At 71.3% G+C, this 26,439-nt stretch carries 20 protein-coding genes and 2 pseudogenes; 7 read left to right on the plus strand and 15 right to left on the minus strand.

Features of this window, described 5'->3' with window-relative positions; all coding sequences use genetic code 11:
- The first annotated feature begins 34 nt into the window (after nt 1-34).
- Nucleotides 35-403, plus strand: coding sequence for a MerR family transcriptional regulator (locus tag EV386_RS14520; protein ID WP_207216544.1), 369 nt, complete (start codon nt 35-37; stop codon nt 401-403).
- 9 nt (nt 404-412) lie between these two features.
- Here the strand turns inward: EV386_RS14520 and EV386_RS14525 are convergent, their stop codons facing one another.
- The 3 genes from EV386_RS14525 to EV386_RS18365 all read right to left on the minus strand — a co-directional run bounded on the left by EV386_RS14525 (nt 413) and on the right by EV386_RS18365 (nt 3,848).
- Nucleotides 413-2,629 carry a GMC oxidoreductase gene (locus tag EV386_RS14525; protein ID WP_165399949.1) on the minus strand — a complete coding sequence of 739 codons (2,217 nt, stop codon included), beginning with the start codon at nt 2,627-2,629 and terminating at the stop codon, nt 413-415.
- A 188-nt stretch (nt 2,630-2,817) separates the two neighbouring features.
- Nucleotides 2,818-3,324: a hypothetical protein gene (locus EV386_RS14530; protein ID WP_130416060.1), complete on the minus strand. Its 507-nt coding sequence runs from the start codon at nt 3,322-3,324 to the stop codon at nt 2,818-2,820.
- Nucleotides 3,321-3,848 carry a PD-(D/E)XK nuclease family protein gene (locus EV386_RS18365; protein WP_165399950.1) on the minus strand — a complete coding sequence of 176 codons (528 nt, stop codon included), beginning with the start codon at nt 3,846-3,848 and terminating at the stop codon, nt 3,321-3,323. Before EV386_RS18365 ends, EV386_RS14530 begins: the two co-directional genes overlap by 4 nt.
- On the opposite strand from EV386_RS18365, the gene EV386_RS18370 reads away from it, so the two are divergent.
- A complete protein-coding gene (locus EV386_RS18370; protein ID WP_165399951.1) occupies nt 3,834-4,145 on the plus strand; it encodes a hypothetical protein in 312 nt (103 codons plus the stop codon). The genes EV386_RS18365 and EV386_RS18370 overlap by 15 nt on opposite strands.
- 7 nt (nt 4,146-4,152) lie before the next feature.
- Nucleotides 4,153-4,710: pseudogene (locus tag EV386_RS19015) on the plus strand (metallophosphoesterase family protein); the annotation flags it as partial.
- A gap of 210 nt (nt 4,711-4,920) precedes the next feature.
- Here the strand turns inward: EV386_RS19015 and EV386_RS18775 are convergent.
- The 8 genes and pseudogenes from EV386_RS18775 to EV386_RS14580 form a co-directional block, all read right to left on the minus strand.
- Nucleotides 4,921-6,312 carry a hypothetical protein gene (locus EV386_RS18775; RefSeq protein ID WP_242607983.1) on the minus strand — a complete coding sequence of 464 codons (1,392 nt, stop codon included), beginning with the start codon at nt 6,310-6,312 and terminating at the stop codon, nt 4,921-4,923.
- A complete protein-coding gene (locus tag EV386_RS14550) occupies nt 6,309-7,142 on the minus strand; it encodes an ABC transporter ATP-binding protein (RefSeq protein WP_130416061.1) in 834 nt (277 codons plus the stop codon). Before EV386_RS14550 ends, EV386_RS18775 begins: the two co-directional genes overlap by 4 nt.
- The gene (locus EV386_RS14555; RefSeq protein ID WP_130416062.1) at nt 7,135-8,235 is read right to left on the minus strand and encodes a FecCD family ABC transporter permease; all 1,101 of its coding nucleotides are present in this window, start codon (nt 8,233-8,235) and stop codon (nt 7,135-7,137) included. The genes EV386_RS14550 and EV386_RS14555 overlap by 8 nt, the downstream gene beginning before the upstream one ends.
- Entirely contained in the window at nt 8,216-9,370 is a 1,155-nt protein-coding gene (locus tag EV386_RS14560) for an ABC transporter substrate-binding protein (protein WP_130416063.1), read from the minus strand. Before EV386_RS14560 ends, EV386_RS14555 begins: the two co-directional genes overlap by 20 nt.
- Entirely contained in the window at nt 9,367-10,497 is a 1,131-nt protein-coding gene (locus EV386_RS14565; RefSeq protein ID WP_130416064.1) for an ABC transporter substrate-binding protein, read from the minus strand. The genes EV386_RS14560 and EV386_RS14565 overlap by 4 nt, the downstream gene beginning before the upstream one ends.
- 161 nt (nt 10,498-10,658) lie before the next feature.
- Nucleotides 10,659-11,498 (minus strand): YdcF family protein, encoded by an 840-nt coding sequence (locus EV386_RS14570; RefSeq protein WP_130416065.1) that lies wholly within the window; start codon nt 11,496-11,498, stop codon nt 10,659-10,661.
- Nucleotides 11,495-12,424 (minus strand): annotated as a pseudogene (locus EV386_RS14575) (aldehyde dehydrogenase family protein); the annotation flags it as partial. The pseudogene EV386_RS14575 and the gene EV386_RS14570, both read right to left, overlap by 4 nt.
- A 149-nt stretch (nt 12,425-12,573) precedes the next feature.
- Complete coding sequence (locus EV386_RS14580) at nt 12,574-13,002, minus strand: MerR family transcriptional regulator (RefSeq protein WP_207216545.1); 429 nt, start codon at nt 13,000-13,002, stop codon at nt 12,574-12,576.
- Here EV386_RS14580 and EV386_RS14585 point away from each other — a divergent pair.
- Complete coding sequence (locus EV386_RS14585; protein WP_130416068.1) at nt 12,982-13,776, plus strand: amidohydrolase family protein; 795 nt, start codon at nt 12,982-12,984, stop codon at nt 13,774-13,776. The two genes, EV386_RS14580 and EV386_RS14585, sit on opposite strands and share 21 nt — an antisense overlap.
- Before the next feature lie 541 nt (nt 13,777-14,317).
- Here EV386_RS14585 and EV386_RS14590 read toward each other — a convergent pair.
- Both EV386_RS14590 and EV386_RS14595 read right to left on the minus strand, forming a co-directional pair.
- Nucleotides 14,318-14,527 (minus strand): hypothetical protein, encoded by a 210-nt coding sequence (locus EV386_RS14590; protein WP_130416069.1) that lies wholly within the window; start codon nt 14,525-14,527, stop codon nt 14,318-14,320.
- 186 nt (nt 14,528-14,713) lie between these two features.
- Entirely contained in the window at nt 14,714-15,151 is a 438-nt protein-coding gene (locus tag EV386_RS14595) for an SRPBCC family protein (RefSeq protein ID WP_165399953.1), read from the minus strand.
- Between the two features lie 76 nt (nt 15,152-15,227).
- Here EV386_RS14595 and EV386_RS14600 point away from each other — a divergent pair, with 76 nt between their 5' ends.
- The gene (locus tag EV386_RS14600) at nt 15,228-15,710 is read left to right on the plus strand and encodes a MarR family winged helix-turn-helix transcriptional regulator (protein ID WP_207216546.1); all 483 of its coding nucleotides are present in this window, start codon (nt 15,228-15,230) and stop codon (nt 15,708-15,710) included.
- Nucleotides 15,711-15,932: 222 nt separating this feature from the next.
- On the opposite strand, the gene dnaB is transcribed toward EV386_RS14600, so the two are convergent.
- A complete protein-coding gene (gene dnaB / locus EV386_RS14605) occupies nt 15,933-19,442 on the minus strand; it encodes a replicative DNA helicase (RefSeq protein WP_130416071.1) in 3,510 nt (1,169 codons plus the stop codon).
- A gap of 387 nt (nt 19,443-19,829) precedes the next feature.
- Here dnaB and EV386_RS14610 point away from each other — a divergent pair, with 387 nt between their 5' ends.
- Complete coding sequence (locus EV386_RS14610; RefSeq protein ID WP_130416962.1) at nt 19,830-21,134, plus strand: MATE family efflux transporter; 1,305 nt, start codon at nt 19,830-19,832, stop codon at nt 21,132-21,134.
- Between the two features lie 60 nt (nt 21,135-21,194).
- On the opposite strand, the gene EV386_RS14615 is transcribed toward EV386_RS14610, so the two are convergent.
- A complete protein-coding gene (locus EV386_RS14615) occupies nt 21,195-25,298 on the minus strand; it encodes a carboxypeptidase regulatory-like domain-containing protein (RefSeq protein ID WP_130416072.1) in 4,104 nt (1,367 codons plus the stop codon).
- A 284-nt stretch (nt 25,299-25,582) separates the two neighbouring features.
- Here EV386_RS14615 and EV386_RS14620 point away from each other — a divergent pair, with 284 nt between their 5' ends.
- Nucleotides 25,583-26,383 carry a winged helix-turn-helix domain-containing protein gene (locus EV386_RS14620; RefSeq protein WP_130416073.1) on the plus strand — a complete coding sequence of 267 codons (801 nt, stop codon included), beginning with the start codon at nt 25,583-25,585 and terminating at the stop codon, nt 26,381-26,383.
- Nucleotides 26,384-26,439 lie beyond the last annotated feature (56 nt).

Here is a 26,439-nt window from a genome sequence, read left to right on the forward strand (position 1 = left end):
AACTACCACCAATGTCAGATGCAAGGGGGACGCGATGAGCGGTCCGCACGATGACGTCCTGAGCATCGGCGAGCTGTCGCGGCGGACACGTGCAAGCGTCCGATCCATCCGCCACTACGAGCAGAGCGGGCTGCTCGACGCCGCGCGCACGAGCACCGGTCACCGCCGCTTCACGGCGGACGACGTGGAGACTGTGCGCCGCATCCGCCTGCTCCTCGACGGCGGGCTCTCGCTCGCCGTCATCGCCAAGGTCCTGCCCTGCTTCGCCGACGAGGGCGCGACGCTCGACGCCTGCGTCGCCGAATACCTGCGCGACCACCTGCACACCGTCCAGGAGCGCATCGCCCACCTCGACCGCCAGCGCGAGAGCATCACTCGACTACAGCAGTTGGTGAGCGCCTGAGGTCTGGCGTCAGACCTGGGGCCCTGAGGCCGCCGCCCGGCGCCACGCGGAGACCACAAAGTACCGGGCGAAGCGCGCGAGGGTCGCAGCCGACGACGCACCGTGCCGCCCGCCGGCCCGCAGCGAGCCCACCAGCGGCACGAGGCCCGGCAGGGAGATGCGGACCACACCGGCGCCGTGCCAGGGCACGCCGTCCAGGTGGTGGTCGATCGAGACCGGGAGCGTCATCAGGTCGCGCAGGTGAGGCAACGGGCCGCCCGAGTGGGTCTTGCTGCCCACCAGCTCGCCGTGGCAGCGCTCACCGTCGGTGTAGCGCAGGTCATAGCGCATGAACGTGCCGCGCACGTCGGGGAACAGCTCCAGGGTCCCGGTGACCTGCACGCGCGTGGCTCCGAAGGAGGCGACACCGGCAACCGCGGCGGCGGGGGCGGCGTGGCCCGGCGCCGTACGGACGTCGGGCAGGTCGACGGTGAGCCCGAGCCGCAGCGGCTCGCAGACCGATCCGCCGTCGGGACGGGTCATCGTCGCCGCGCCCGCCATGGCCTCGCGGAAGTGCACGGGCCAGGGTGACGGGTCGTAGGAGCCGCCGCGCGCCTGACGCCACTGCTGCACCGCCACCATCGCCTCGTCCTCGGGGACCGGTGCGGGCCGCACCCGCGCCCGTTCGGGTGCGACCCAGCCCGGCTCGCCGGTCAGGTCACGCACCGCGGCCTCGACGTGGCGCTCGGCCAGTGCGGCGATCGTCGCCGACGGGTTGACCCCCGTCGACGCCGGGACGCCCGCGCCGTCGACGACGTACAGGCCCGGGTATCCATGCACGCGGCCGCGCTCGTCGATGACTCCCGTCGCCGCGTTCGGCCCGATCGGCGCGCCGCCGAGGTTGTGCACGGTCGCCCCGGTCCGCAGCACGCTCCAAGACGGCAAATACCGCACCCGGCCGCCGAGCTGGCGCGCCGTCTGCCTGGCCGCCCGCATCTCGGCCCGGTACAGCCCGCCGTTCGGCTTGTTGCGCCAGGCGACCCGCGCCTCGCCCTGATGGTCCAGCGTGAGCACGCCGTCGGAGGTGTCCCGCCCCATCATCAGCAAGGCCATCGTCTCGTCCCTGCGCCCCGAGCGCCGCCGACGGCGCGGCCGCGGTGGCCGCCGCGCCCGCGAACCCGCACGTCCGCGCAGCGGGTTCAGCGACCGCACCAGACCGGCGATCTGGGCCGGATAGGCGCCGTCCTGCACCTGGAACCAGACCTTCTCGTCGCCGATATGGCAGTCGACCACCGTCGTCGTCGTGATGGTCGGGCCACGCCCGGGCTGCAGCTCGGTGCGCGGACGCGAGACGAACGCGAGGAAGTCGCCGTTGCCGGAGAACCCGCGCCCGAGCGTCGGCGACAGGTCAGGAAGGGTGCGATGCACGTCGCGGTTGCGCAGCAGCAGCTCGGTCGTGGCCACCGCTCCCGCGGCCAGGAAGACGGCGCGGCCGATCACCGAGGCCTGCGCTCCGCTCGCATGGTCGACGAAGTGGACACGGTAGCCGTCCGCCTCGGGCTCGATCCGGTCGACCTCGCACCCGGTCAGCGGCGTCGCACCGTGACGTTCGGCGACCACCAGGTAGTTGCGGTCGAGGCTGTTCTTGGCGCCCTCATTGCAGCCGAACATGCACTCTCCGACGAACGTGCACGCGGGCCCCTGTGGCGCCGGCGCGCCTGCGTCCGCACCCTCGGCCTGGTCGGCGAACGTGACCGCCAGGAGGGGCCGGAGCGTGCCGGCCGGGCGGTGCAGGCGCGCGGCGGCGTCCTCCATCGCCGTCGTACGGGCGGGGACGTCACCGGTGAGCGGGTCGACGCCGACGGGCCGCACACCGAGCATGTGGGCGGCCAGGTTGTAGTACGGGTCGAGCGACGCGCGGTCGAACCCGTCCGGCCATGACTCGAAGACCTCATGCGGGGGGCGGGTGAACACGTTCGCGTACACCAGCGACCCGCCACCCCAGCCGGCCGCCTGGACGCCGATCATCGTGTCGAGCCACCGCACGTCATACAGACCACGGTCCTTCGCCCACAGCCAGCCACGGTCCAGGCTCGTGTCGTCCCGCGGGAAGTCGCCCGGCGACCACCGCCGGCCGCGCTCGAGAACCGCCACGCTCTGGCCGGCCTGAGCCAGCCTCGCGGCCGCCACCGCGCCACCGAACCCGCTCCCCACCACGACCGCGTCGAACCGCTCAGGATGTGCCACGGTGTTCCTCCCCAGGTGGTGAAAGCGCACGTCAAGCGGAACCGTAAGTCACCGCGGCCTCACACCCCGCCGCGCCGCGCACCCACCACCCGGCACACCCGGCCGAACGGTCTCCAACTGTCGACGTGCAGTGCAAGGTGCGCGGACACGCCGCCCTGCTCTTCTCAATCCTCATTCTGGGCGTGTCGTCAGCCGCGCGGCGCGAGCAGTGCCTGCCGAAGCTCCTCCGCGATGGCGATCGTCTCGGCGACACGGGCCCTTGCGAACCCGTCGAGGTCCTCGCTGCCCGCCGGCAGAAGGCTGAGCGCCTTCCAGATCCATTCGTTGTCACCCGGCTTCATGCCATGGCGGAGCCGGAGAGGTGTCGTCACTTCCTGGACGTGTCCACGGCGGGCATCCTTCTTGCCGTCCAGGGCAGTGATCGCGATGACCACTCCAACCTCGAGCCCCTCCGTCGCCAGCCACGACAGGCCCGCTCCCACGCGGGCGTACTCCGCCGACACCGGAAGGAACAGGTGCGTCCGTCTCCAGTCGGTACGCAGTTCGTGGGAGATCGCCATGTCGGAGAAGGCGTCGTCGATGGCGGCGCGCAGAGCGGCGTCGAACTCACGGTTCGCCTCCGTGCGTAGGGCAGCCCACTCCTCGATCTGCGCGCGGTGGCGAAGGTAGAAGCTGAGTTTGGCATTGTCGGTCACGCGGGACGTCCTCCGTACTCCTCGATGGTCTCCAGGTAGTCCCGAACTCCCGGGTGCGGGTTCGTCCGCCCGACGGCGGCACTCAGCAGCGAGGAGACGGACTGCCAGGTCAGCAGCCGCCACTCGTCGTCCGGCCGCGCAGTCGTCGGAGCGATACCCGACCGCGTCAGGAAGACCAGCGTCGGGGACTCGTCCTCCCACAGCTCGGCGAGCCGCTGGCACTGCTGAGGCTGCTCGGCCGCCCAGACCTTCGCCTCCAACACGACGCAGATGCCCGCGAGCGGCACGCGAACCACGATGTCCGCCCGCGTCGGATACGGCGCGACGTCGTCGACGCGGCCGTCGATCCGGTACTCCTCGGTGACGATGGTCGCCGAGTGCAGCGCCCGCTGGTCGACGTCCGTGACACCCACCTGTGTGAGGAAGGCGCTTAGGAGGGTCGAACCGAGTCCGTGCCACCCGTCCGGGGTGAGCAGCCACGCCAGACCGGCGCACAGGTGCACCTCGCTGTGGTGCAGGCGCATCGCCCGCAGAAGCGTCCGACCGCCAGGCTCGCACGCGAACGCGAGCTGGCCCCGGTGCTGGACGCCATCACCGTACCGACCCGGTTCGTGGTCGCGTCGGGCACGTCGCTGGGCAGCAAGGGCGACGAGCAGGACCGCATCCGGGCCAGCCTCGACGCGGTCGTGGCCCGCAACCCCAACCTGGCGATCAGCGCGAAGGTCGCCAGCAACCACGACCACATCCTGCGCAAGGACTTCACGGCCGTCGCCGACGCCGTGCGCGATGTGGCGCGCCTGCACACCACGGCGGAGCGGTGACCGCAGGATGCCGACGATCGCGGTGCTCTCCGACGTCCACGGCAACACTCCGGCGCTGCGCGCCGTGCTCGCAGAGATCGACCGGGAGCGAGCGGACCTCGTCGTCAACCTCGGTGACATCGTCTCGGGCGGCATTGACCCGCGCGGCACCGCGGCCCTGCTGCGCCAGCGGCCCGACGTCGTGAACATCGCCGGCAACCACGAGCGGCAGGTGCTCACCGGACGCGTGGACCAGATGGGCGCCTCCGACCGGCACGCCTACGAGGCGCTCGACGAGGCCGCCCTGGACTGGTTGTCACGGCTGCCCGCCCGCACCGAGCCCCGTCCGGGCGTGCTCGCGTTCCACGGCAGCCCGGACGACGACCTGTGCTACCTGCTGCACACCGTCGACCCGGACGTCGCCGGCGGACTGCGCGAGGCGTCCGACGCCGAGGTCTCGGCTCGCCTCGGCGAGCACGCCGGCCGGTATGCGGTGTACCTGTGCGGGCACACCCACCTGCAACGCTCCCGCCGGCTGCCCGACGGAACCCTGGTCGTCAACCCGGGCAGCGTCGGGTGCCGGCGTACGAGGACGACCTCCCTGTGCCGCACCGCGTCGAAGCCGGCTCCCCCCGCTGCGCACCGGCCGGGTAGGCAGCCCTTGACCGCTCGGCGCGCTGAGGGCCTTCGGGATCTGGACACCAGCCCAACCACGGAACTGACGGGAAGAAGGCCGAGGCCGCGTTCACGATCTCGTTCGCACGGCGCAGCTCGGCGTTCTCCCGCCGCAGCCGCCTCAACGGTCGAGCCAGCGCAGCAGCGAGTAGAGCAGCAGCGTCGAGCCGGGCATGAAGTTGTTGCCGTGGTGGTAGGTCGGGTCCATGGTCGAGGCGATGATCCGGCCCGGCGTCGAGGTGCGGTCCTCGTAGAGCATCATCCCGGCGTCGTGCGGGAAGCCGTCGGGTCCGGGCTCCTCGGCGACGACCAGCGGCGTCACCTCGTGCGCGGTGCGCAGCATCCCGTGGAAGTGCCACACCACGGACTTGGTGGACAGGTACTCCCACACCTCGTGCTCCTCTGAGCGGGTGCGGATTCCCGGATCCTCGGCCTCCCGCCACCACCAGAAGTTCGTGGGCCGGAACTCCCACTCCACGCCCGGTATCCAGGTGTGCGCCCCCGACTCGCCGAGCACCACGAGCGTGCCGCCGCGCTCGGCCACGGCCAGCAGCTCGGCGGCGTGCGAGCGCAGCAGCTCGGCGTGCAGGCGGTCGGCGACGATGACGACGTCGTGCTGGTCCAGGTCCCCGGGCTGGAGATCGAGGAGGTGGTAGGGCTGCACGCCGTGCACGGCGAGCGTGCGGTCGCGCAGCGTCGCCAGGTGGAAGTGGGACCCGCCGTGCACGAGCGCCGGACGGCGGCCGCGGGCGGCCGTCGTGGTGCGGCCCGCCGGGTCCCTCCGCTCTGCCTTGGCGGCCGCACTGGCAAGGGCACGCGCCGCCGCGACGTCGGCGTCCGACACCGTGGCCCGGGCCGCGCCGTCGGCGCCCTCGGCCAGCCATGCGAGCAGCTGGGGGAACAGGCGGGCGCCGGTGTCGCCGTCGTGCCGGAACGCCGGGAAGTCGAGGCCGCCGTGCACGAGCACCTGGCCGGCGCCGAGCGGGTAGGCGTAGTCGACGGGCAGGCGGTGCGGCCCGATCCGGGCGATCACGCTCGCAGCCTCGGGCAGCCGGTCGCTGTATCCGCGTGCGTAGAAACCGGTGACGCCGCGCCGCTGCGACACGTCGGCGCCGTCGACGCCCTCCCACACCGGGTGCGGGTCGCCGGGCGTGATCTCCAGGTCGTCGGGGCCTGTGTAGTCGAGCCGGTGCCAGCGGCCCAGGCCGGGCAGGAAGTCGGTCACGGGATGGCCCATGACGGCGACGCGGCCACCGCGCGCGACGAGGTCGGTGAGCAGGCCGGCATGCCGGGCCAGGAACACCTGGTCGGTGTTGCCGTTGATCACCAGGCCGCGCACGGACGACAGATCGAGCGCAGGCAGGTCGTACACGTCGACAGTGCGCACCCCCGAGGTGTCGTTCTCGAGCTTGGTGCCGGTCATGCCGGTGTACGAGCCCTGCGTGACGTGCAGGACGGCGGCGGGCGCGGCCTCGTGGGTCGCGGCTCCTGGCGCTTCGGCGACGGTGGTCATGCGGTGGTCTCCTCCCAGCGCGTGAACAAGACGGTGCGGGGCGTCCCGGCGTCGTCGACGACGGCGCTGCGCACGCCGATGCCGTAGAGCGCGGTCAGGACGTCGTTCGTGACGAGGTCGGACACGGGCCCGTGCCGCACGTCGTCGGGGGCCTGCATGACGACGACGTCGCCGCCGAGGTGCAGGACGTGGTCGGGGTGGTGGGTAGTGAGCAGGACTCCGGTGCCCTCCGCGGCGAGCTGGCGCAGCAGGCCGAGGACGACGGCCTGGTTGCGCAGGTCGAGCGCGGAGACGGGCTCGTCGAGGATTATCAGGCGGCACTCGGACGTCAGGGCCCGCGCGATGAGCACGAGCTGGCGCTGGCCGCCCGACAGCTCCCCGAACGCGGCGTCGGCGAGGTCGGCCGCCCCGACGCGCTCGAGCGCCGCGGTCGCGATCCCTCGGTCGGCCCGTGAGGGGCTGGCGAACGGGGAGACCGCGTGCGCCCGCCCCATGAGGACCATGTCGAAGACCGTGTACGCGAACGCACCGGTGCCGGTGGCCTGCGGTACGTAACCGATCCTTCCGGAGCGCTCGACGGTGCCCTCGATCGGCTTCTGCAGACCGGCGATGCAGCGCAGCAGGGTGGACTTGCCCTGCCCGTTCGGGCCGAGGATCGAGGTGATGCCGCGGGCGGGGACGTCGAGGTCGACACCGCGGAACAGCCAGTCCTTGCTGCCGTAGCGGTGGCCGAGGCCGCGCAGGCGCAGCGCGGGCTCCTCCGTCGTCGAACCGCTGCTCGCGGTGACCGGTGCCGTCGGCGCCCTGCGGGTGACCAGAGCCTCAGACATCGCCGAATCCCCTCCGTCGGGACGTGCGCAGCAACCACACGAACACCGGCGCGCCGATGATCGCGGTGAGGATGCCGAGCGGCAGCTCACCCGGCGTGAGCGTGCGCGAGAGCGTGTCGATGACCGTGAGGTACGCGGCACCGAGCAGGAACGTGGTGGGCATGGACACCCGGTGGTCCGGGCCGACGATCATGCGCGCGATGTGCGGGACCACGAGGCCGACCCAGCCGATGACGCCCGAGACCGCGACGGCTCCGGCCGTCATGAGGGCCACCATCGCGAGGAGCAACGCGCGCAGGCGGCCCGGGTCGACGCCGAGGGAACGGGCGTCGTCGTCCCCGAGCGACAGGACGTTGACCCGCCACCGCAGCCCGATGACGACCACCGCACCGATGAGCACCGGCACGGCGGCGATCGCGACCTGCGCGTAGCTCGCCGTGGCGAGCGACCCCATCAGCCAGAACGTGATGGACGGGAGGGTGGTGTACGGGTCGGCGACATAGGTGACCAGCGAGACCAGCGCCCCGAAGAACGCGCTGACCACGGTTCCGCCCAGCACGATCATGAGGATCGCGTTGCCCGACCGTGTGCGGCCGATCTGCATGACCAGCCACAGCGCGACGAAGCCGAACAGGAACGCCCCGCCCACCAGCGCCGCCGAGCCGAGGCCCAGCAGGAGGGCGAGCACGCCGCCGAACGACGCACCTGAGCTGACGCCCAGGATCTGCGGGCTGACCAACGGGTTGCGGAACACCGCCTGCAGCGCCGAGCCGCCCAGCGCGAGGCCACCCCCCACCAGCATGGACAGCAGCACACGCGGGGCCCGCACCGACAGCACGACCTTGGCCTCCGCCTCGGTCCACGTCTGGGGGACCGCCAGGAACGGCACCCGGTCCAGCAGCAGGCGCGCCGCCTCGTTGACCGGCACGGTGTAGCGCCCGACGGCCACCGCCACCAGCGCGACGGCCACCAACGCGACCACGAGCAGCGGGACCACGAGCGAGCGCGGGGCGCGGCGGTCGGCGTCGGGCGCCCGTTCGGGCGCCGACACCGACGACGGTTCGACCGTCGCCTCAGGCGAGAAGGGACGCATAGCCCGCGCTCCCGGAGTTCGCCTCGGCGTGCAGGATCTGATCCAGGTCGGCATCGGTGAGGTCGTAGCCGTACTGGTCGGCGAAGACCTCGCGGGCCTTGGCCCGCAGGTCGTGCTCGGCGCCGTGCAGCACCGTGGACGCCCACTGCCACATGAGGTCAGACTCGGTGCACGGCACGTCCCACGCGTAGGCACCGATGGGGGCCTTGTAGACGCGCTGGTCGCGCACGGCAGGGAGCGTGCTGAAGCGCTCGTCTGCCAGGAGCTCGGCCGGCGTCGTCGGGTCGTAGTTCGAGATGACGATGACCTCGGGGTCCCATGCGAGGACCTGCTCGAGCGTGACGGACGCGTTCGAGCCGCTGCCGGCACCCGCCGCGACGTTCTCGCCGCCGGCCAGGTCGATCCAGTAGTGCATGTAGGAGTCCTCGGCCGCCGAGGTGAGCTGGTCGACGACGTTGTACAGGTAGAGGACGCGCGGCTTGGTCTTGCTGTCGGCAGCCTTCTGCACGGTCTGGCGCACGTCGGCGAACCGGTCGAGCGTGGCCTGCGCGCGGTCCTTCGCGCCGAGCAGGTCGCCGAGCATCCCGATGGTGAACTCCAGCCGCTCTTGCGTGCCGTACTCGCACAGGAGCACCGGCAGCCCGGCCGCGCGGATGGGCTCGATGATGTCGTCGCCCTTGTCGCCCCACGTGATCACGACCTGCGGGTCCTGGGCGAGCAGCTCCTCGACGTTGGGCATGAAGTCGTTGCCCGCGATCGTCGGGGTGTCGAGAAAGGCCGGGAAGACCGTCCTGAGCATGCCTTCCTTCGCGTAGCGCACCGACACCTCGTTGACGCCCACAAGGACGTCGGTGGTGCCGGCCACGCCCGCGACCATCGCCGGCAGCGGCATGATCGCGGTCGCGAGCCGCTCGACGGGGTTGTCGAAGGTGAGCGTCGTTCCGAAGGCGTCGGTCACCGTGACGGGGCCCGACGTGGCCGCGCCGGACTTTGCCGCAGCGGTGCCGCCGTCGTCGGCCGCGCCGGCGGCCGGCTCGCGCGTGGAGCACGCGGCGAGCAGCGCGCCGGCGACGCCGAGGCCGCCGAGCTGCAAGAGGTTGCGGCGGGACAGGGTTGCGGGGGTCGGCGTCGTCACGCGGACAACACCTCCCAGCGGGCCGATCCGGCGTTGGACTCGGCGTGCAGCACCTTGTCGATGTCGGCGTCGGACATCTCGTAGCCGTACAGGTCGTCGAACGTGGTGCGGATCTTGTCGCGCAGGCCCAGGTCGACGCCGTCGTGGTAGACGGTCGCGGCCCACTGCCACATGAGGTTCGACTCGTTGCATGGCGGGTCCCAGGCGAAGCCGCCGTTGGGCACCTTGTGGACGCGCTTGTTCTTCACCGCCGAGAGGGTGGACCAGCGTGGGTCGGCCATGAAGTCGGCCGGCGTCATGGGGTCGAAGTTGCCGAGGGTGACCACTTCGGGGTCCCACGCGAGCACCTGCTCCTGCGTGATCTCCACCGTGGTGCCCTGGCCGGCGTCCTTGGCGACGTTGGTGCCGCCGGCCAGCTCGATCCAGTAGTCCATGTAGGACCCGGCGGCAGACGCCGCGGTCTGCTCGGCAGCGTTGTACAGGTGCAGCGTGCGCGGCTTGGCCCTTCCGGCGACCGTCCTGGCCACCAGTGCGCGGTCGGACTCGAAGGTGTCGAGGATGCGCTGGGCCTTGTCCTGCGTGCCGAGCAGGTCGCCGAAGATGGTGACCCAGGCCTCAAGGTCCTCCTGAGTGCCGTACCTGAGCAGGATGGTGGGCAGGCCCGCCGCCCGGAGGGGTTCGACGATGTCGTCGCCCTTGTCGCCCCACTGGATGACGACGTCGGGGTTGCCCTTGAGGATCTCCTCGACATTGGGCACGAAGTCCTGGCCAGCGATGACCGAGGTCTGGAGCAGCTCGGGGAACATCGTGGCGAGGAAGCCGTTCTGGGCGAACTTCGCGGCCACCTGGTTGATGCCGGTGATCCGGTCGGCCCCGCGGTCGGCGGCGATGATCATCGACGGCACGGGAATGATCGCCGAGGCGATGCGTTCCACCGGGCCGTCGAGCTCGATCGTCGTGCCGTACTGGTCGGTCACGGTCACAGTGCCGCTGGCATCACCCGACGACGGGGCGTCCGCCGCGTCGGCGGCGGGCGCGCGGGTCGAGCAGGCGGACAGGCCGAGCGTGGCCGCCAAGGCACCGAGGCCGGCTGCCTGGAGCAGGTTCCGGCGGGTGGGGTGGGACATCGGTGAAGTCCTTCAATTGGTTTAGGTAAGCCTTGCCTTGGCGAACCGTGCGCGCCAGACGCTAGCAGTGAAGCGAAGGCTTACCTAACTTCGGTGTATGAGATGGCTCACACGATCCCGTCACCACGAACCGCCGCGCGGCGCGCCGAGCCGGGGAGGGATCAGCCGGCCACCGTCACGACCGCCAGCACCACCAGCGGGGAGCCTGCGAGCACCAGGCCCGCGACGGTGAGCCACCCGCCGTCGCGCAGCAGCGCGACGTACTCGCGGATGGTCGCGCTCGGCCAGTAGTAGCCGGCCGTGGGAGCCCCGACGACGTGCCCTTCCATCTCGGTCCGGCGCAGCAGCGTCGCCGCGCGGAACGCATGGAAGTTGTTGGTGACCACGGTGACGCTGCCGGTGACGCCGCGCTCGGCGAGCAGCCGCCGCGTGTACCCGAGGTTCTGCTGCGTGGTGCGGGAGCGGTCCTCGCGGACGACGACGGCGGGCTCGACCCCGCGCGCATGCTCGAAGACCGTCCGCCCGACGTCGAGCCGCGACGCCAGCAGCGGCGAGACCCGTCCGCCGACCAGCCCCGAGCCCAGCACGACGACGGCGCCGGTGGGTTTGGCCCATCGGCGCACGCCGCGCTGGTACAGCCACGACCACAGCAGGTAGGCGCTGAATCCGAACGCGAGGTAGCCCGCCGGGACCATCACGGCCAGGAGCCAGAGGATGAGCCGGTAGGACTCGGTGAGGACGGCGAGGACTGCGAGGGCGAAGAACTCGAGCAGGAGCAGGCCGAGCAGCCCGGACAGCAGGTTGCCGAGCCGGCGCCCCTCCCGCCGGACCATCGTGATGCCGTTGCCGACGAGCGCAGCCGCCAGCAGCAGCACCCCGACGCGCAGCCGTCGCGGGTCGCGGCGCGCGTCGAGCGCGAACCAGCAGGCCAGGGCGATGAACCCATCGGCGGTCACGCTACTGGTCAGGCCGTCCCAGGCCGTCCAGCGGGCTGCCGTCACAGCGGCATGCCGACGTACTGGACCTCCTGGTACTCGGCGATGCCCTCGAAACCTCCCTCGCGGCCGGTGCCGGACTGCTTCATGCCGCCGAACGGGGCCGCCGCGTTGGAGATGACGCCGACGTTGAGGCCGAGGAGGCCGAACTCGAGACGCTCGGCGAAGCGCGGGCCCCGGCGGACGTCCTGGGTGAAGACGTAGGACGCGAGGCCGTACTCGGTCGAGTTCGCCAGCTCGGCCGCCTCGTCCTCGGTGGAGAAGGTGGCGACCGGGGCGACCGGGCCGAAGATCTCCTCGCGCATGCACCGGGCGTCCGTCGGCACGTCGCGCAGCAGAGTCGCCGGGAAGAAGTGGCCCTTGCCCTCCACGCGGGAGCCGCCGACGACGACGGTCGCGCCGCGCTCGACGGCGTCCGTCACGAACGCCTCGACGGAGTCGACGGCCTTGGCCTCGACGAGGGGGCCGAGCGTGGTGCCCTCCGCCAGGCCGTTGCCGACCCGGACGGCGCGCATCTTGCCGGCGAGCTTCTCGACGAACGCGTCGGCCACCGACTCGTGCACGTACAGGCGGTTCGCTGCCGTGCACGCCTCGCCGCCGTTGCGCAGCTTGGCGGCCATCGCGCCCTCGACGGCCTGGTCGAGGTCCGCGTCCTCGAACACGATGAGCGGGGCGTTGCCGCCGAGCTCCATCGAGGTGCGCAGCGCGTTCTCGGCGGCAGCCCGGATGAGGCTCTGCCCGGCGGCGGTCGAGCCCGTGAAGGAGACCTTGCGCAGTCGGGGGTCGGCGAACAGCGGCTCGCTCACGGCGGACACCGACGCCGACGGGACGACGTTGAGCACACCGGCCGGCAGGCCGGCGTCGAGCATGATCTGAGCGAAGTACAGCGAGGTCAGCGGCGTGAGGCGGGCCGGCTTGCGAATGGCGCCGCATCGACCACGTCGCCTGAGCCACCCGACAGGCCCACCCGACCACACACGGCCTGGCGGGCTCTCAGCCACACCCGGCCACCCAACAACTTACGGATCAGGGCTCAGCCAGCGCTCGAGCCGCGCAACACGAGCTGGGGTAATGGGAGCGGCTACATCTGTAAAGCGCGGAGGCGACGGCGTGCGGCTGTGATCTCCGCTGCCCGTTGGTCGAGCCTGGCGATCTCGGCATCGATGCGATCAGACGCGGCTTGGCAGCGCTGGGAGATCCCGTCGGCGCTGTGGCAGGGTGCGACCACGGCGATGGCGTCCAGAGCGAGCCCGGCAGCCAGCAGGTCGCGAATCAGAGCGACTTGTCCTATTTGATCGTCGTCGTATTCGCGGTACCCGTTAGCGAGCCGGCGTGACCGGAGCAGGCCGACGGACTCGTAGTGGCGCAGCGATCGCGGTGATGCGCCGGTGATCTGAGCGAGCCGCCCGATACGCATGCCTGCACCCTCTGACTTGACCTTGACGCTGGTGTCAGAGTTTAGCGTCGTGGTGAGCGGAGAGGAGTTCTGATGATTGACATCCACGCCCATGTCACGACCGACTTCGAGCTGTACCGGCAGCGCGCCGAGGAGGCCGGCGTCACCCGTCCTGTGTTCTTGTCCACGGCAGTACACCCCGAGCGCGCCACGACGCTGGACGAGGTCCGGGCCGAGCTCGATGGCTTGGCGGGGCTGCTCGACGGCGCGACTACTCCCGATGAGCGGTACGGGAGAAGCCAACGCGAGGTCGAGGTCGCTCTTGCCGCCTGGCCCGGGGCCTTGGCCATGCGCAAGATCGCACTTGAGTGGCCCGATGAGCGCATCATGGCGGCAACGCAGGACGCCGTGGCCGATCCCCACACCGTAGGGATCGGCGAACTGACACCCGCGGGTGGTCAAGGCGCGCTGATCGAATCGGTCGTGCGGGCATCCGCAGAGACAACGGCCGGTCGACCGCTACCCGTCTTGACCCACGGCATCGAGCCGAACAACGCGGACGACCTGCGCGCATACGCTGCCGTCGCCGCCCGCCACCCACGCGTGCCGGTCATCATCGGAGCCTTCGGCGGACTCAACAGCATGCTCGCGGTCGACCTTGCCACGCAGCACCCCAACGTCTACCTCGACCTGTCGTCCGCGCTGCAGCTGTTCGTCGTGCGCGCTGCGCTCAACGAGATCCCTGACCGATGCCTGTTCGGGTCGAACGCCCCCTACGGCGACGTACTCGCCGCCCGGGCCACCGTCGAGGCGGCGACGCAAGACCGCGCCATCCGCGCTCGCGCCCTTGAGCACAACGCGCAAGAGCTGTTCGACCTTGTTGAGTGACCACCGGCTTCCCGGACCGGGACCCTATTGCTGTCGCCCCAGGACTCCGACACTCAAGCCGTCGTCTCTGGCCCTCCTCCACCCCCTGGCTGGATGCGCTCGAGCACCGCACTCAGAGTCTCCGCGCGGGCATCGGCGGCTGCTACACGCACTGCCGCAGCCGCCGCCTCCCCCGGGGTCTTGGACTGGCAGCCGGTGATCAAGTGATCCGTGTTCGTGGTGTTTCGGCTTACGCCACCGCGACAGCGCCTCGCTCAAGAACCCGTCACTATGCGGGCACCCGCGCCAATCCGATCTTCTGCGTCGACGTTGAGCACGCGAACGACATGCGTCGCGCCCTCATCGAGGAGAACCCGGACTTGATGCTTACGAAACGTATCTGCCAGATTGCGAAAACTTGGCTGCACGTCGACAACTGTCGACGTGCAGCGCAGTCTTCGCAGACACGCCGGCCTACCTTTCTCGATCCCGCGCGTGTCTCCAGGATCGAGAAATGTAGACCGGGACTTCGTTGACCGATCGGCGCGATCGACAACTCCCGTCAGACGACGGTCGTCGCTGCCTTCACAGTCGCGTTGGCGATGCCTGCGTAGAGGAAGACGCCGAGGGTCTCGGGCCTGCCGTCGAGGCGGATCGTCATGTCCTTCTCCGCCGCGCGCCTCATGCCCTGCTTCTCGTAGAACCCGTACGAGCAGCGGGTGTCGGCGTAGAGGTAGAACTCGTTGCGGCCGTGGGCACGCAGGTGTGCCATGTAGGTGTCGTAGAGCCCAGCTTTGATCCTGTGGCCGTCCATGGCGTCCAGGTCGCGCGGTCCCCCGACGGCTGTCTGGCCGCCGTCTGCCGGGTGGTCTCGTGGTCACCCGCGTCTGCTGCGCCCATGCACCGCCGGCGCTTTGGATGGCGCGGCGATACCTGCTGACCGTCCGCCGACAGACCGTCAGCCGGCCTCGATGATCCTGCGCAGGTGCTCGAGGTTGTCCTTCATCCCCTTGCTGAAGAGCCGCTCCGCGAGGCCGCCGAGCAGCGCGGCCGGCCCTCGCAGTCCCTCGCCGCTGATGTGCCCATCCAGGGTCACGCGCGACCCGTCCGGGGTGCCGTCGACGACGTACCGGTAGACGAACGGCGTCGGCCCGGTCCGTGAGGTGAGGGTGATCTCGCGGCCCGGCTCGAACGACGTCACCTCCACCTCGTTGCGGACCGGACCGCCCGGCAGCTCCCGGACCACCTCGTAGCGGCCACCGACGCCGGGCCCGCCGCCGAGGTGACGGGCCGAACGGACCGCCGAGTACCACTGCGGCATGGTCATGACGTCGGCAACGTGTGCGAACACGTGGTCTGCGGGCGCGGCGATCTCGACGGCCATCTGGAACGCCATGTCGGCCCCCCTTTTCATGTCGTGTCATCTTTCAAGAAAGTAGATGTCACGTCATGCAGCCTGTCAAGATGGGCAGGTGGCTGACGGAGCGCGCATGACGCCGGTCGAGGAGTTCCGCTACCTGGTGCTGGCGGTGCAGCGCGAGGGCAACCGCCTGCTGGCGCGACGGCTCCGGACGGTCGGGCTGACGCCCTCGCAGGCCGAGGTGCTGCGAGTGCTCCAGGACCGAGCACCGTTGATGCTGTCCGACCTGGGCGAGCTCCTGGTCTGCGAGACGGGCACGAGCCCGAGCCGGCTCGTGGATCGCCTCGTCCTCGCCGGTCTCGTGTCACGCGACGTCGGCACGGACCGCCGGTCGGTGAGACTCGGGCTGACCCCCGAGGGCGAGCGCAAGGTGCGGCAGGTGGAGGACGCCGAGCGGGCGCTGTACGACGAGCTCACACCCCTACTCGAGGGCGGGCACCTCGACGAGACGCTGAGCACGCTACGCGCCGTCGCGGGGGCGTTCCCGGCCGGACGAGCCGTGGCTCTGCGCGCGGGCCGTCCGGTCGCCGGGTGACGGCTCGACCCGCGGCTCGCACTCGCCTTCAGGCTCGCGGAGTGCTTCACCGTCCCGGTCGAGTCGATCTTCAAGCCCTGAGGCGGCCGCAGCCCGTCAGCCGCCGCTCCAGTCCGGCTCCGCGTCGGGTTCAGCAACGCTCACCCGGAGGTGTAGCCGCGCTTATGAAACATATGTGCCCAACTATGAAAAACAGCCCGCAGATCAACAACAACACCCGCGCTACGCCTGCATGTCCACGAATCTGGAGTAGTGCCCCTGGAAGGCGACGGTGATCGTGTCCGTCGGTCCATTACGGTGCTTCGCCACGATGAGGTCGGCCTCGCCCGCGCGCGGCGACTCCTTCTCGTAGGCGTCCTCACGGTGCAGCAGGATCACCATGTCGGCGTCCTGCTCGATGCTGTTGTGGACGGCGATCCCATTGGCGATGAAGTTGTGGGTGTCGAGCACGGTCGCGTCGAAGACCTGCTTCTCCCCCAGGGGCTCGATGGAGACGACCTCGTCCCACAGCAGGTCGTTGACCGCCATGATCTCGAGCTCCTCGCCCTCCAGCACGGCGGCGATCTTTCCGAGGCGCTGACGCGACGGCGCCGCCTCCCCCAGGGGGCTCCCACCGAACCTCGCGCCGACGGCCTCGGCGAACTGCCGATGCGTCATGCCGTTCTCGACAAGCACGTCGCGCACGTCGTCCCAGACCTGCCGCGGCACATCGACGTTCGGGCTCGCGGAGGTGTCGCGGACGATCGCGAGCAGCCGCTCGGCCGCCTCGCCGTCGCCGCGGACGCCGATCTCCTGGAGGAAGCGCCGCTGGTCGTCGACACCTGAGATGTCGAGCGTGTGTCCCTGACGGTTCCTGGCCTCGCCCGTCGCGGCGCGCACCCGCGCGGAGATGCCGAAGCGCAGCAGCAGCCGCGCCACGCCGTCGAGAAGCGGGCGCGAGGTCGAGCGGTAGGAGATGCGCCCGCCGCGACCGTTCGCGTCGACGGTGACCGAGCCGCCAGTCGCCCAAAGGTGCTTGATGAAGAGCGCGATCTGCTGCTTGGGCAGGTGGAACACGCTGGTGGGCACGAATCTCTCGTGGCTGGGCGCTCTGGAGAGTCCCAGGTCGTCGAGCCACTCGGCGATGGAGTTGCGCTTGTCGATCGACGCATCCTCGGTCGCCTGGCGCGTCACGGAGGACCCGTCGCCCAGCAGGTTCGCGAGCATCACGACCTTGCGGTCGTCCCACTGCGCGCACATCTCAGGCCCGGGCACGTGCCGCGGCACGCCCAGGCGCGCGCCCACCTCGAGCTCGCCCAGCGGCGTCCAGCCCTCATACGTGAGGAACGGGTGGTTCGCCGTCGCCTCGACCTCCTTGCCGGACGCCAGGCGCAGTCGGAACACGGGCTTGACGCCCGTCGGGAACACGTGGGTGAGGTGGCGGCGGACATACTGCAGCCGCTCGTTGAGCGCCCACACGGGCACGTCCTTGGCGTTGAGCGCGAACAGCTCGCCCATCGTCGTCTCGGCACCGGTGTCGGCGCGCAGGATGCGCGTGTCCTCGGTGAGGCAGCCGGACTCGCGAAGGTCCGACATCTGCGGCTTCTTGTCGCCGCGCTGCTCCGGCCCACGGTTGAGCTGCGACAGCGCGATCACGGGGACCTCAAGCTCCTTGGCGAGCAGCTTGAGCGCGCGCGAGAACTCGGAGACCTCCTGCTGACGTGACTCCACGCGCTTGCCCGACGACATGAGCTGCAGATAGTCGATGACGATCAACTTGAGGTCATGCCGCTGCTTGAGCCGTCGCGCCTTGGCGCGAATCTCCATGAGCGACATATTGGGCGAGTCGTCGATGAACAGCGGCGCCTCGGACACCTTGCCCATGACCTTGGCGAGCTTCTGCCAGTCGTCGTCGGCCATATTGCCGTTGCGCAGCTTCTGCAGGTGCACGCGCGCCTCGGCGGCGAGCAGACGCATCGTGATCTCGTTGCGCCCCATCTCGAGCGAGAACACGACCGACGCCTGCCCGTGCTTGATCGACGCCGAGCGGGCGATGTCGATTGCGAGCGTCGAGTTATGCGTCGGGATCATCGCCCGGCTCGCGAGGTAGAGGCGGTCAGCGCTGTCGACCTGCACACACCGCACCGGCACGGACTCGACCGGGCGGACCTGAACGATCGAGCGCTGGGTGAGCCGAGCCGACGACGGACGGCGCCGGTCCTTGTGGACGAGGCGCTTGCGCTCGAGCCAGAACACGTCGTCATCGGTCGTGAACGTGATCGTGAACGCTGTAGACGAGGCGGGGCTTCGTCCGTTGACGCGCTTCTGCGACCAGCCTGTCCGGTAGCCAAGGCTGTGGAGAAGCTCTCGGACGCCGTCGGCGAGCCGTCGGCTCGTCGAGGTGAACTGAGGGCTCCCGGTGGGGTTGACCGTTCCGTCCGTGTCGAGCAGTCCGGCGAGCAGGGCGCGCCGCTGCCGCTCCGAACCACGCAGGTAACTCATCGGGATGTGCTTGTTCCCCAGCACACCGAGCGAGCGCAAGATGGCCGTGACGGGCCCCTCGTGAGGCTCGGTCTCCGTGAGGTCGTAGCCGAGCCCCTCGATCGTCATCGCGATCTCGACATCCGCAGAGGTGAACCGAGCGGACGCCGAGTGCCCGTCACCGAGCCACACGCCCAGCGCGTACGGATGCAAGGGGAGATCACGTTCGGGCAGAGCCAGCGCGCCCGTCGTGCGCACGGTGTGGTTGGCGCGCGCGTCCGTCGAGGCGCACCGCACCGTCGCGGCGATCTCCCGCGTCGTCCGTGTGGTCGTCTCTGCCGGCCGCCCAGCGTGCGCCCGGCGGCGCTGGGCCCGGGTGCTCGTCGCCCACAGGTGCTCCGCGTCCGCCACGATCACCGTGCCGTCGTCGAACTCGACCTCGAAGCACGGCCGGTCCACCATGACCTCAGTCGCCGCGACCACCCGCGTCGCTCGCCCGTCGGCCCCGAGAAGTTGGTCACCCACCGCGACCTCGCCCATCGTCGTCCAGCCGGTGGGCGTCGGGAGGGGTGTGTCGAGCGCGAGCGCCTTGCCGATCGCCGGCCGGGCCGCGATGACGATCATCTGCCCCGCGTGCAGGCCGTTGGTCAGCCGGTCGAGGTCCGCGAACCCGGTGGGCACACCGGTCATGCCCTCGCCGCGGTGACCGGCCGCCTCGATCTCGTCCATGGTGCCGCCGATGATCTCGGCGAGCGGCAGGTAGTCCTCGGTGGTGCGCCGCTCGGTGACGGCGTAGATCTCGGCCTGGGCGTTGTTGACGATGTCGTCCACGTCGCCGCCGTCGCGCGCGTAGCCGAGCTGGACGATGCGCGTGCCGGCCTCGACGAGGCGGCGCAGCACGGCGCGCTCGCGCACGATGCGGGCGTAGTAGCCGGCGTTGGCGGCGGTGGGCACGCCCGCGACGAGGTCGGCGAGGTAGGCCGCTCCCCCGACGCGCTCCAGCTCGCCGCGTCGGCGCAGCTCGTCGGCCACGGTGATGCCGTCGGCGGGCTCGCCCCGCCCGTACAGGTCGAGGATCGCGTCGTAGACGGTCTCGTGGACCGGGCGGTAGAAGTCGTTGCCGCGGATGGTCTCGACGACGTCGGCGATGGCGTCCTTGCTGATGAGCATGCCGCCGAGCACGCTCATCTCGGCGTTGATGTCCTGCGGTGGGGTGCGGTCGAACGCGGCGGGAGACCCGTGATAGGAGGATTCGAGCTCCTCGATCGACATACCGCTCCCGCCCCTAGGAATGTTGCTCGCCGCGTGCCCCCTTGTTCTACCCCGGGCCACCGACACTCGCGACGACGCTAGGCCCCGCCGCACCCCGGTGCAATCGGCCCTGTGGACGGTGGTGTGGACCGGGGTGTGGACAACCCCCTGCTACTGTGCACAGCCGGTGGACAACACTGTGCACAACTGGGGACAGCGCCTGTGTACAAGGCGTCGCGGCCCGCTGACCAGCGCGGACATTCCCCTCAGCCTGTGGAGGAAAAGAAGGTGAGTGAGGTGCATCCCACCGCGGACGACTCGCGCCCGCGGGCCGATCCTCCACGGTCAGACCGCGCGCCGCACCGCGCCGCACGCACCCCGCGCCCGCCCCGGGCGCGCACGTCCTCGATCGACCGCGAGATCCTCGCCCTCGCCGTGCCGGCGCTGGGCGCGCTCGTGGCCGAGCCGCTGTTCGTGCTCGTCGACTCCGCCGTGGTCGGGCGACTCGGCACCGCGCAGCTCGCGGGCCTCGCGCTCGCCTCCAACCTGCTGCTCACCGTCGTCGGCCTGTGCGTGTTCCTCGCCTACGCGACCACCGCCGTCGTCGCCCGGCTCATGGGCGCGGGCCGCGAACGCGAGGCCCTGCAGGCCGGCGTCGACGGCATGTGGCTCGCGCTCGGCGTCGGCGCCGGCCTGGCGGCGCTCGCCTGGCTCGGCGCGCCCGCCGCGGTCAGCGCGCTCGGCGGGACCGGCGAGGTCGCCACACACGCCGTCGCCTACCTGCGCGCCTCGGCGGCCGGGCTGCCCGGCATGCTCCTGGTGCTCGCCGCGACGGGCGTGCTGCGCGGCCTCCAAGACACGCGCACGCCGCTCGCCGTCGCGTCCACCGGCGCCGTCGTCAACGCGGGCCTGAACATCACGCTCGTCTACGGCGCCGGAATGGGCATCGCCGGCTCCGGCCTCGGCACCGCGCTCACGCAGCTCGCGATGGCCGCGACGCTCACCGTCGTCGTCGTGCGGGGCGCCCGAGCCCGCGGCGCCAGCCTGCGCCCGGCCGCCGGCGGAATCTGGGCGAGCGTCGTCGCCGGCCTCCCGCTGCTGGTGCGCACCGCGTCGCTGCGCCTGGCCATCCTGCTCACCGTCTCGGTCGCCACGCGCCTGGGCGACGTCACGCTCGCCGCGCACCAGATCGTGGGCAGCCTGTGGGGACTGGCCGCGTTCGCGCTCGACGCCCTCGCGATCGCCGCGCAGGCCCTGGTCGGCCACGGCCTGGGCGCGCGCGACGTCGCCCACGTCCGCGCGGTGCTGCGCCGCGCCCTGCGCTGGGGCATGCTCGCCGGCGTCGTCATCGGCGTCGTCATCGGCGGCGCCGGGTGGTGGCTCGCGCCGCTGTTCGGCTCCGACGACGCCGTGCGCGCGGCCGCCGCGGCGGGCCTGGCCGTGTGCGGGCTGTTCATGCCCATGGCGGGCTGGGTCTTCGTGCTCGACGGCGTCCTCATCGGCGCGGGAGACGGCCGGTACCTGGCCGCCGTCGGCATGGTGACGCTCGTCGTCTACGCCCCGGCCGCGCTCGCCGTGGCCGTCTGGGCGCCCGACGGCGCGGCGGGTGTCGCCTGGCTCTGGGCGGCGTTCGCCGGCGTCTTCATGCTCGCCCGCGCCGTGACCACGGGCGTGCGGGCCCGCGGCAGCCGGTGGATGGTCATGGGCGCCTGACACGCGGTCAGGCCCAGGGCGCGGCGAGCGCACCCTGGGCCTGACCCTCGCCTGGGACCGCTACGGCAGCGGCTTGAGGGCGAAGTCGTAGACCGTCGTCTGGCCCGCCACGATCTGGGCCTTCTTGGTCTGCGGCACGTAACCCTGCGCCGAGACGGTCACCTGGAGCGGCCCGTTCGCCTTCTGGAACCAGTAGGCGTACGTGCCGTCCTCACCCGTGATGAGGGTGATGTCGTACGAGACGCCGTCGAGCGAGACGACCGCCCCGGACAACGGCTCGCCGGCCGCGTTCGTCACGGTCCCGGTCACCTTGCCCCAGCCGGCCGGCTGCTTGACCGTCATGGTGGCGGTCACCGACGGGTTCTCGTACGGGGTCTCGGCGCCGACCGTGATGGTCGCCGAGTAGGCGCCCGGCTGGTCGACGTCCGCCGTCATGGTGGCCACGGCCACCACCGACTTGCCCGGCTGCAGCGTGAACGTCGGCGGCTGGACGTCCAGCCACGCGACACCCGAGCCGCCCCCGGTCGTCTGACCGGTCACGTTGAGCACCACGTGCATGTCGGGGAAGCCGATCTCGGCCGACGTCGCCGGGTCCGGCGTCTGGCAGAACGTCGAGGCGAGGTACGACGGCGCCGTCTCGGGCTCGGCGTTCGAGCCGATGTAGAACGTGCCGCCGATCGGCGCGACGACCTCGGCCACGAGCGTGCCGCCCGCCGGGACCGTGCCCGTCACCGGGACAGTGACCATGGCGCCGCTGCCCGCCGCGACCTGGGTGGTCGCGGTGCCGATCTTCGTCATGTTGGCGTACACCAGGTCACCGGCCAGGGTGTACAGGTTCACCGTGATCGGCTGGGCCTGGGCGTTCGACTCGACGCCGAAGCTGACGGCCGAGACGTCCAGCCCCCCGCTGATGCCGAAGTCCGCCAGCGTGAAGGTGCGCAGCCACTGCGTCGGTCCGCCCGGGCAGGCGGCCGCGTTGCCCGTCACGATGTTCTGCGACGTCGAGTGGGTCAGCGTCACCTCACCGGCCGGGATCACCGGCGCGGCCGGGGTGACCGACGTCGCGGACCCCGCGAGCTTGGACGCCTTGCCGTTCGTCGTCAGGCCGCTGCCCGGCTTGGCCTCGGCAGCGGCGCCGAACTTCGACCCCGCGGTCTTGGCCACCGTCGCCTTGCCCTCGACACCCTTGATGACACCCTGGCTCGCGGACGACGTCGAGCCCAGCATCGCGAACTCGTCGCCGCTGGCGCCCAGGTTGACCTCGACCGGCGCGGAGCCGTTGTTGGTCACCCGCACGTTGCGCGAGACGGAGCCGCCGATGGCGAGGTTGGCGTTGATCGCCGTCGTCGACACGGCGAGCTGACCCGCCTTGAGCTGCGCGTTGAACGTCTTGGGCGAGCCCTCGGCGATCGCCACGGCCTTGGAGGCGCCCTCGTACCCCGAGGCCGACACCTCCACGGTCCAGCGACCCTCGAACAGCAGCAGCTCGTAGGTTCCGTCGGCCGCCGTGGTGGCGTCCTTCACGTCGCCGTCCGCGGACGTCGCCGTGACGGTGGCGCCCGCGACGGGGGCCTTGGTGTTGTAGTCCTTGATCGTGCCCGCGACCGTCCCCTGCGGGGGCAGGTCGTAGGTGATCGTCAGACCCTCGTGCAGCACCGGCGCGTTGAGCGAGTACTGCGAGGCCACCGTGCCCTCGGCGTTCTCGATGCCGACGGTCGCCGAGTCGCCGTGGGCGGTCGAGGTGTCGGTGAGCGCGCCGTAGCCGAGGATGATCCGGCCGTCGGCGAGCAGCGTGACCGAGAAGTTGAGGCGGTCGGTGTTGGGCGAGTACTTGCGCACGTTGCGCCACTCGATCGTGAACGCCGCCACGCCGTCAACCGTGGTCGAGGCGGTGTACACGCCCGCGTCGGCGTCGAGGTACAGGTCGTCCCAGAACGGGTAGATCGCGGCATTCGGCGCCGCCGCGGCCGGGATCGCGCCGTTCGAGTACGACGACGTCGCGGCCAGGAAGTTCAGGTGGCCGTTCGAGGTCAGGTACCCGGTGCTGTACGTCTTGCCGTAGAAGGAGAACGCGAACGGCAGCGCGATGGACCCGGTGACGTCGTCACCGGTCAGCGGCAGCTTCGTCGTGCCCTGCAGGTACGCGCCCTGCGAGACCGTGCAGAAGTAGCCGTAGTCGTCAGCGCCCGCCTGGAGTGCGACGTCGAGCGTCTCATCGCCGTCCACCGTGAGCGGAAGGCTGACCGGCTCGGCGCACGCGCCCGCCGTCGCGGTCAGGGTGTACGAGCCCTCCGGGACGTCGGACACGGCGTACGTGCCGTCGGCGCCCGACGTCGCGGCGAGCCCGCCCGGGGCGATCTGGATCGAGGCGCCCGCCACCGCGGCGCCGGTGACGGCGTCGGTGACCGTGCCGGACACCGTGTGCGTCGGCGCGGCGGCGAGGTCGAAGTCGACCGTCGTCGTCTCGTCCGCGGTCACCGTGACCGCCTCGGTCTGCGGCAGCAGGCCGTACGCCGACGCCGTGGCGGTGTAGTCGCCCTCGGTGACCAGGCCCTCGAAGGCGCCGTTCGCGTCGGTGGTCAGCGTGCGGTCGTTCTCGCCGTCCAGAACCACGGTCGCACCGGCGACCGGAGCTCCCTGCGAGGTGACCGTGCCGCTCACGGTGCCCGCGGCGTCGTGCGGTGCGGCCTCGAGCAGCGCGACGACGTCGAGCTTGCCCTCGCCCCACACGTTGTTGTCCGCCGCGGTGCCGCCGCACGAGGTGTCGTCGACGTCCACGGCGGTCTGGTCGAGCAGGGCCTTGGTGCCCTCGATGTCGCCGACGAGCGACGGCGCGTAGCTCCACAGGAGCGCCACGGCGCCCGCGAGGTGCGGCGCGGCCATCGACGTGCCGTCGTAGTTCGCGTAGCCGCCGCCCGGCACCGACGAGCGCACGTTGACGCCCGGCGCCGCGAGGTTGGGCTTGGTCAGGCCGTCCTCGCCTGGTCCGCGTGAGGAGAAGTACGCGATCTGCCCGGAGCTGTCGAACGCGCCCGCCGAGTAGTCGATCGTGTTCGCGCCGGGTGACGACGTCGTCGAACAGGTCGGGCCGCTGTTGCCGGCCGACCAGGCGCCGAAGATGCCGGCCGCCTCCCACGCCGTGACGATGTCGGCGTACCAGTCGTCGATCGTGCCCGCCGCGCGGTAGCCCCACGAGTTGTTGACGATGTTCGGGCGCTTGCTCGGGTCAGGGTCCGACCCGTCGGTCCGCGTCGGGGCGACCTGCCACTCGCCCGCCTCGAGCAGGTCCGCGTCCTCGCAGGTGGCGCAGCCGTTCGCCTCGACCCACTGCGCGCCGGGGGCGACGCCGATCTGGTTCGAGCCGCCGTCCGAGCCGACCATGGTGCCCATGGTGTGGGTGCCGTGCGCGTCGGCGTCACACGGGTCGCCTGACGGTCCGCAGGAGCCCGAGGTGTCGAAGAAGTTGTAGTCGTTGTCGAACGTCCCGTCGGCCTGGTAGCCGCGGTACTTCGACTCCAGCGCCGGGTGGTGGCCGTCGACGCCCGAGTCCACCGACGACACCACGATTCCGGCGCCGGTGGCCCCCATGGCCCACGCCTCGGGCGCGTGGATGGCCACCAGGCCCCACTCAGGCGCGTTCAGGCCCTTGTCGCTCGACGGACGCTCGGCGACCGGCTTCTCGGGCTCGATCGTCACCGTCTCGTGGATCTCCTTGACCGCCGGGGCGGCGGCCAGCGCCGTGGCCAAGGCCAGGTCGCCGTCCTTGACCAGGACGCGGTTGCTGATCCAGAAGGGCTCGTAGTCGGCGCCGGCGGCGTCCAGTTGCGCGACGACGTCCTTCTGCGACTCGGCCGCGACCTTGGTCAGCGTGTCGTAGACGTACTGGCCACGCTCGTTCCAGTCGGCGATGTCCTTGGCCGCGGACAGGTCGGCCTTGTCGGCCAACTTGACCCAGAAGTCCGCCTTCTGGCCCTTCGACAGGGCGTCGGCGGCCGCCGTCGTGAACTTGTCCTCGGCGTTCGAGGCGACGTCGGCCGTGATGACCGACGGTCCGGCCGGGGCGGCGGCTGCTGGCGCCAACCCGACGGCGGTGGTCGCGGCGAGGGTGACGACGGCGCAGACTGCCGTCGTCACCACGCCCGCGAGGGAGTGCCTTCGTTGCACGGATCCTCCAGGAAGACGGCGCCCGCACTGGTCGCGCAGGCGACACGTTGCCGCGTCGGTCGACACGACGACTGCAAACCTCCTGTGTAGTTACCCCGGGCGACAAGGCTGGCCCTGGTGCAGTTGGCGGGCACTTGCCGGACGGGCACGGCGCGCGCAACCGGCTCGGATGCGGTCGGTCGGCGGGCAGAGCGCGGGCAGCGGGTCCGTTGAGGGCGCGAAATGGACCGAAATGCGGAATTCACCCGGATGAATTTGCGCGAAACATCGGATCTGGTACGCATATGCCCACCGGCGACCCGCAGGAGGAGGTCGGGACGCAGTCGACCTTCGGGGGACGATGGATGAGCGCACTGACGCAAGGGCCTGCCGTGTCGGAACCGGGGTACGTGCTCTGCGTCGGGCTGTCGCTCGCACAGATCCGTGAGGTCACCATGGCGCTCGCCGGCCGCGCCGCAGTGCTCGCCGTCGCCGACACCGACGCGGCGCGCGCGCTGCTCGGCCCGCCCGATGCCGGCCCGCCGGTCGAGTCCGTGCCGCCTGTGCCGCCCGTCACGTCGACCGAGTTCGGGCCCGACCTGGGCGCCATGCCCCGGCCGCAGGCCACCACGATCACCCTGACGCCGGCGCATCTGCTCGCCGGGCCGCCGCGCCACGCGGTCACCACCGCGACGCGGTCGACACCCGCGTCGGGGACGGCGTACCGCGGGACCTCGCAGACGCTCGCAGCGGGTGCGGCGCAGGCGGACGCCGTCACCGCGCCCGTCACCGGCGGCGTCCCGCTCGTGACACTGCACCGCGGGCCGTTGAGCGTCGACCTGGCGACCCGCGAGGTCACCGCGCGCGGGATGCGGGTCCACCTGTCTCGGCGCGAGTTCGACCTGCTGGCCGCGCTCGCCTCCGACGTCGGGCGGGTGTGGTCGTTCGAGGAGCTGACCCTGCTGGTGTGGCGGCAGGGCTACCTCGGCGACGCCGACCACGTCACCTCGGCGGTCAAGCGCCTGCGCAAGCGCCTCGGCCCGGTGCCGGGCCTGGAGGTCGCCTCGGTCCGCGGCGTCGGGTACCGCCTCGTCGTGCCCGCCTGACATGCGAAGGCCCCGGCTCCCTCGCGGGGAGCCGGGGCCCTCGATCAGCTCAGGGC

Origin of the sequence: Xylanimonas ulmi (genome assembly GCF_004216535.1) — a bacterium.
Taxonomy (GTDB): Bacteria; Actinomycetota; Actinomycetes; order Actinomycetales; family Cellulomonadaceae; genus Xylanimonas; species Xylanimonas ulmi.

Excerpts from the sequence above, each read along its gene's own strand:
- EV386_RS14585 (WP_130416068.1), top strand. The coding sequence starts at position 12,982 with ATGATTGACATCCACGCCCATGTCACGACCGACTTCGAGCTGTACCGG.
- EV386_RS14520 (WP_207216544.1), top strand. The coding sequence starts at position 35 with ATGAGCGGTCCGCACGATGACGTCCTGAGCATCGGCGAGCTGTCGCGG.
- EV386_RS18365 (WP_165399950.1), bottom strand. The coding sequence starts at position 3,848 with ATGCGCCTGCACCACAGCGAGGTGCACCTGTGCGCCGGTCTGGCGTGG.
- EV386_RS14555 (WP_130416062.1), bottom strand. The coding sequence starts at position 8,235 with ATGCGTCCCTTCTCGCCTGAGGCGACGGTCGAACCGTCGTCGGTGTCG.
- EV386_RS14550 (WP_130416061.1), bottom strand. The coding sequence starts at position 7,142 with ATGTCTGAGGCTCTGGTCACCCGCAGGGCGCCGACGGCACCGGTCACC.
- EV386_RS18775 (WP_242607983.1), bottom strand. The coding sequence starts at position 6,312 with ATGACCACCGTCGCCGAAGCGCCAGGAGCCGCGACCCACGAGGCCGCG.
- EV386_RS14590 (WP_130416069.1), bottom strand. The coding sequence starts at position 14,527 with ATGGCACACCTGCGTGCCCACGGCCGCAACGAGTTCTACCTCTACGCC.
- EV386_RS14595 (WP_165399953.1), bottom strand. The coding sequence starts at position 15,151 with ATGGCGTTCCAGATGGCCGTCGAGATCGCCGCGCCCGCAGACCACGTG.
- EV386_RS14580 (WP_207216545.1), bottom strand. The coding sequence starts at position 13,002 with ATGGGCGTGGATGTCAATCATCAGAACTCCTCTCCGCTCACCACGACG.
- dnaB (WP_130416071.1), bottom strand. The coding sequence starts at position 19,442 with ATGTCGATCGAGGAGCTCGAATCCTCCTATCACGGGTCTCCCGCCGCG.
- EV386_RS14620 (WP_130416073.1), top strand. The coding sequence starts at position 25,583 with ATGCCCACCGGCGACCCGCAGGAGGAGGTCGGGACGCAGTCGACCTTC.
- EV386_RS14565 (WP_130416064.1), bottom strand. The coding sequence starts at position 10,497 with ATGTCCCACCCCACCCGCCGGAACCTGCTCCAGGCAGCCGGCCTCGGT.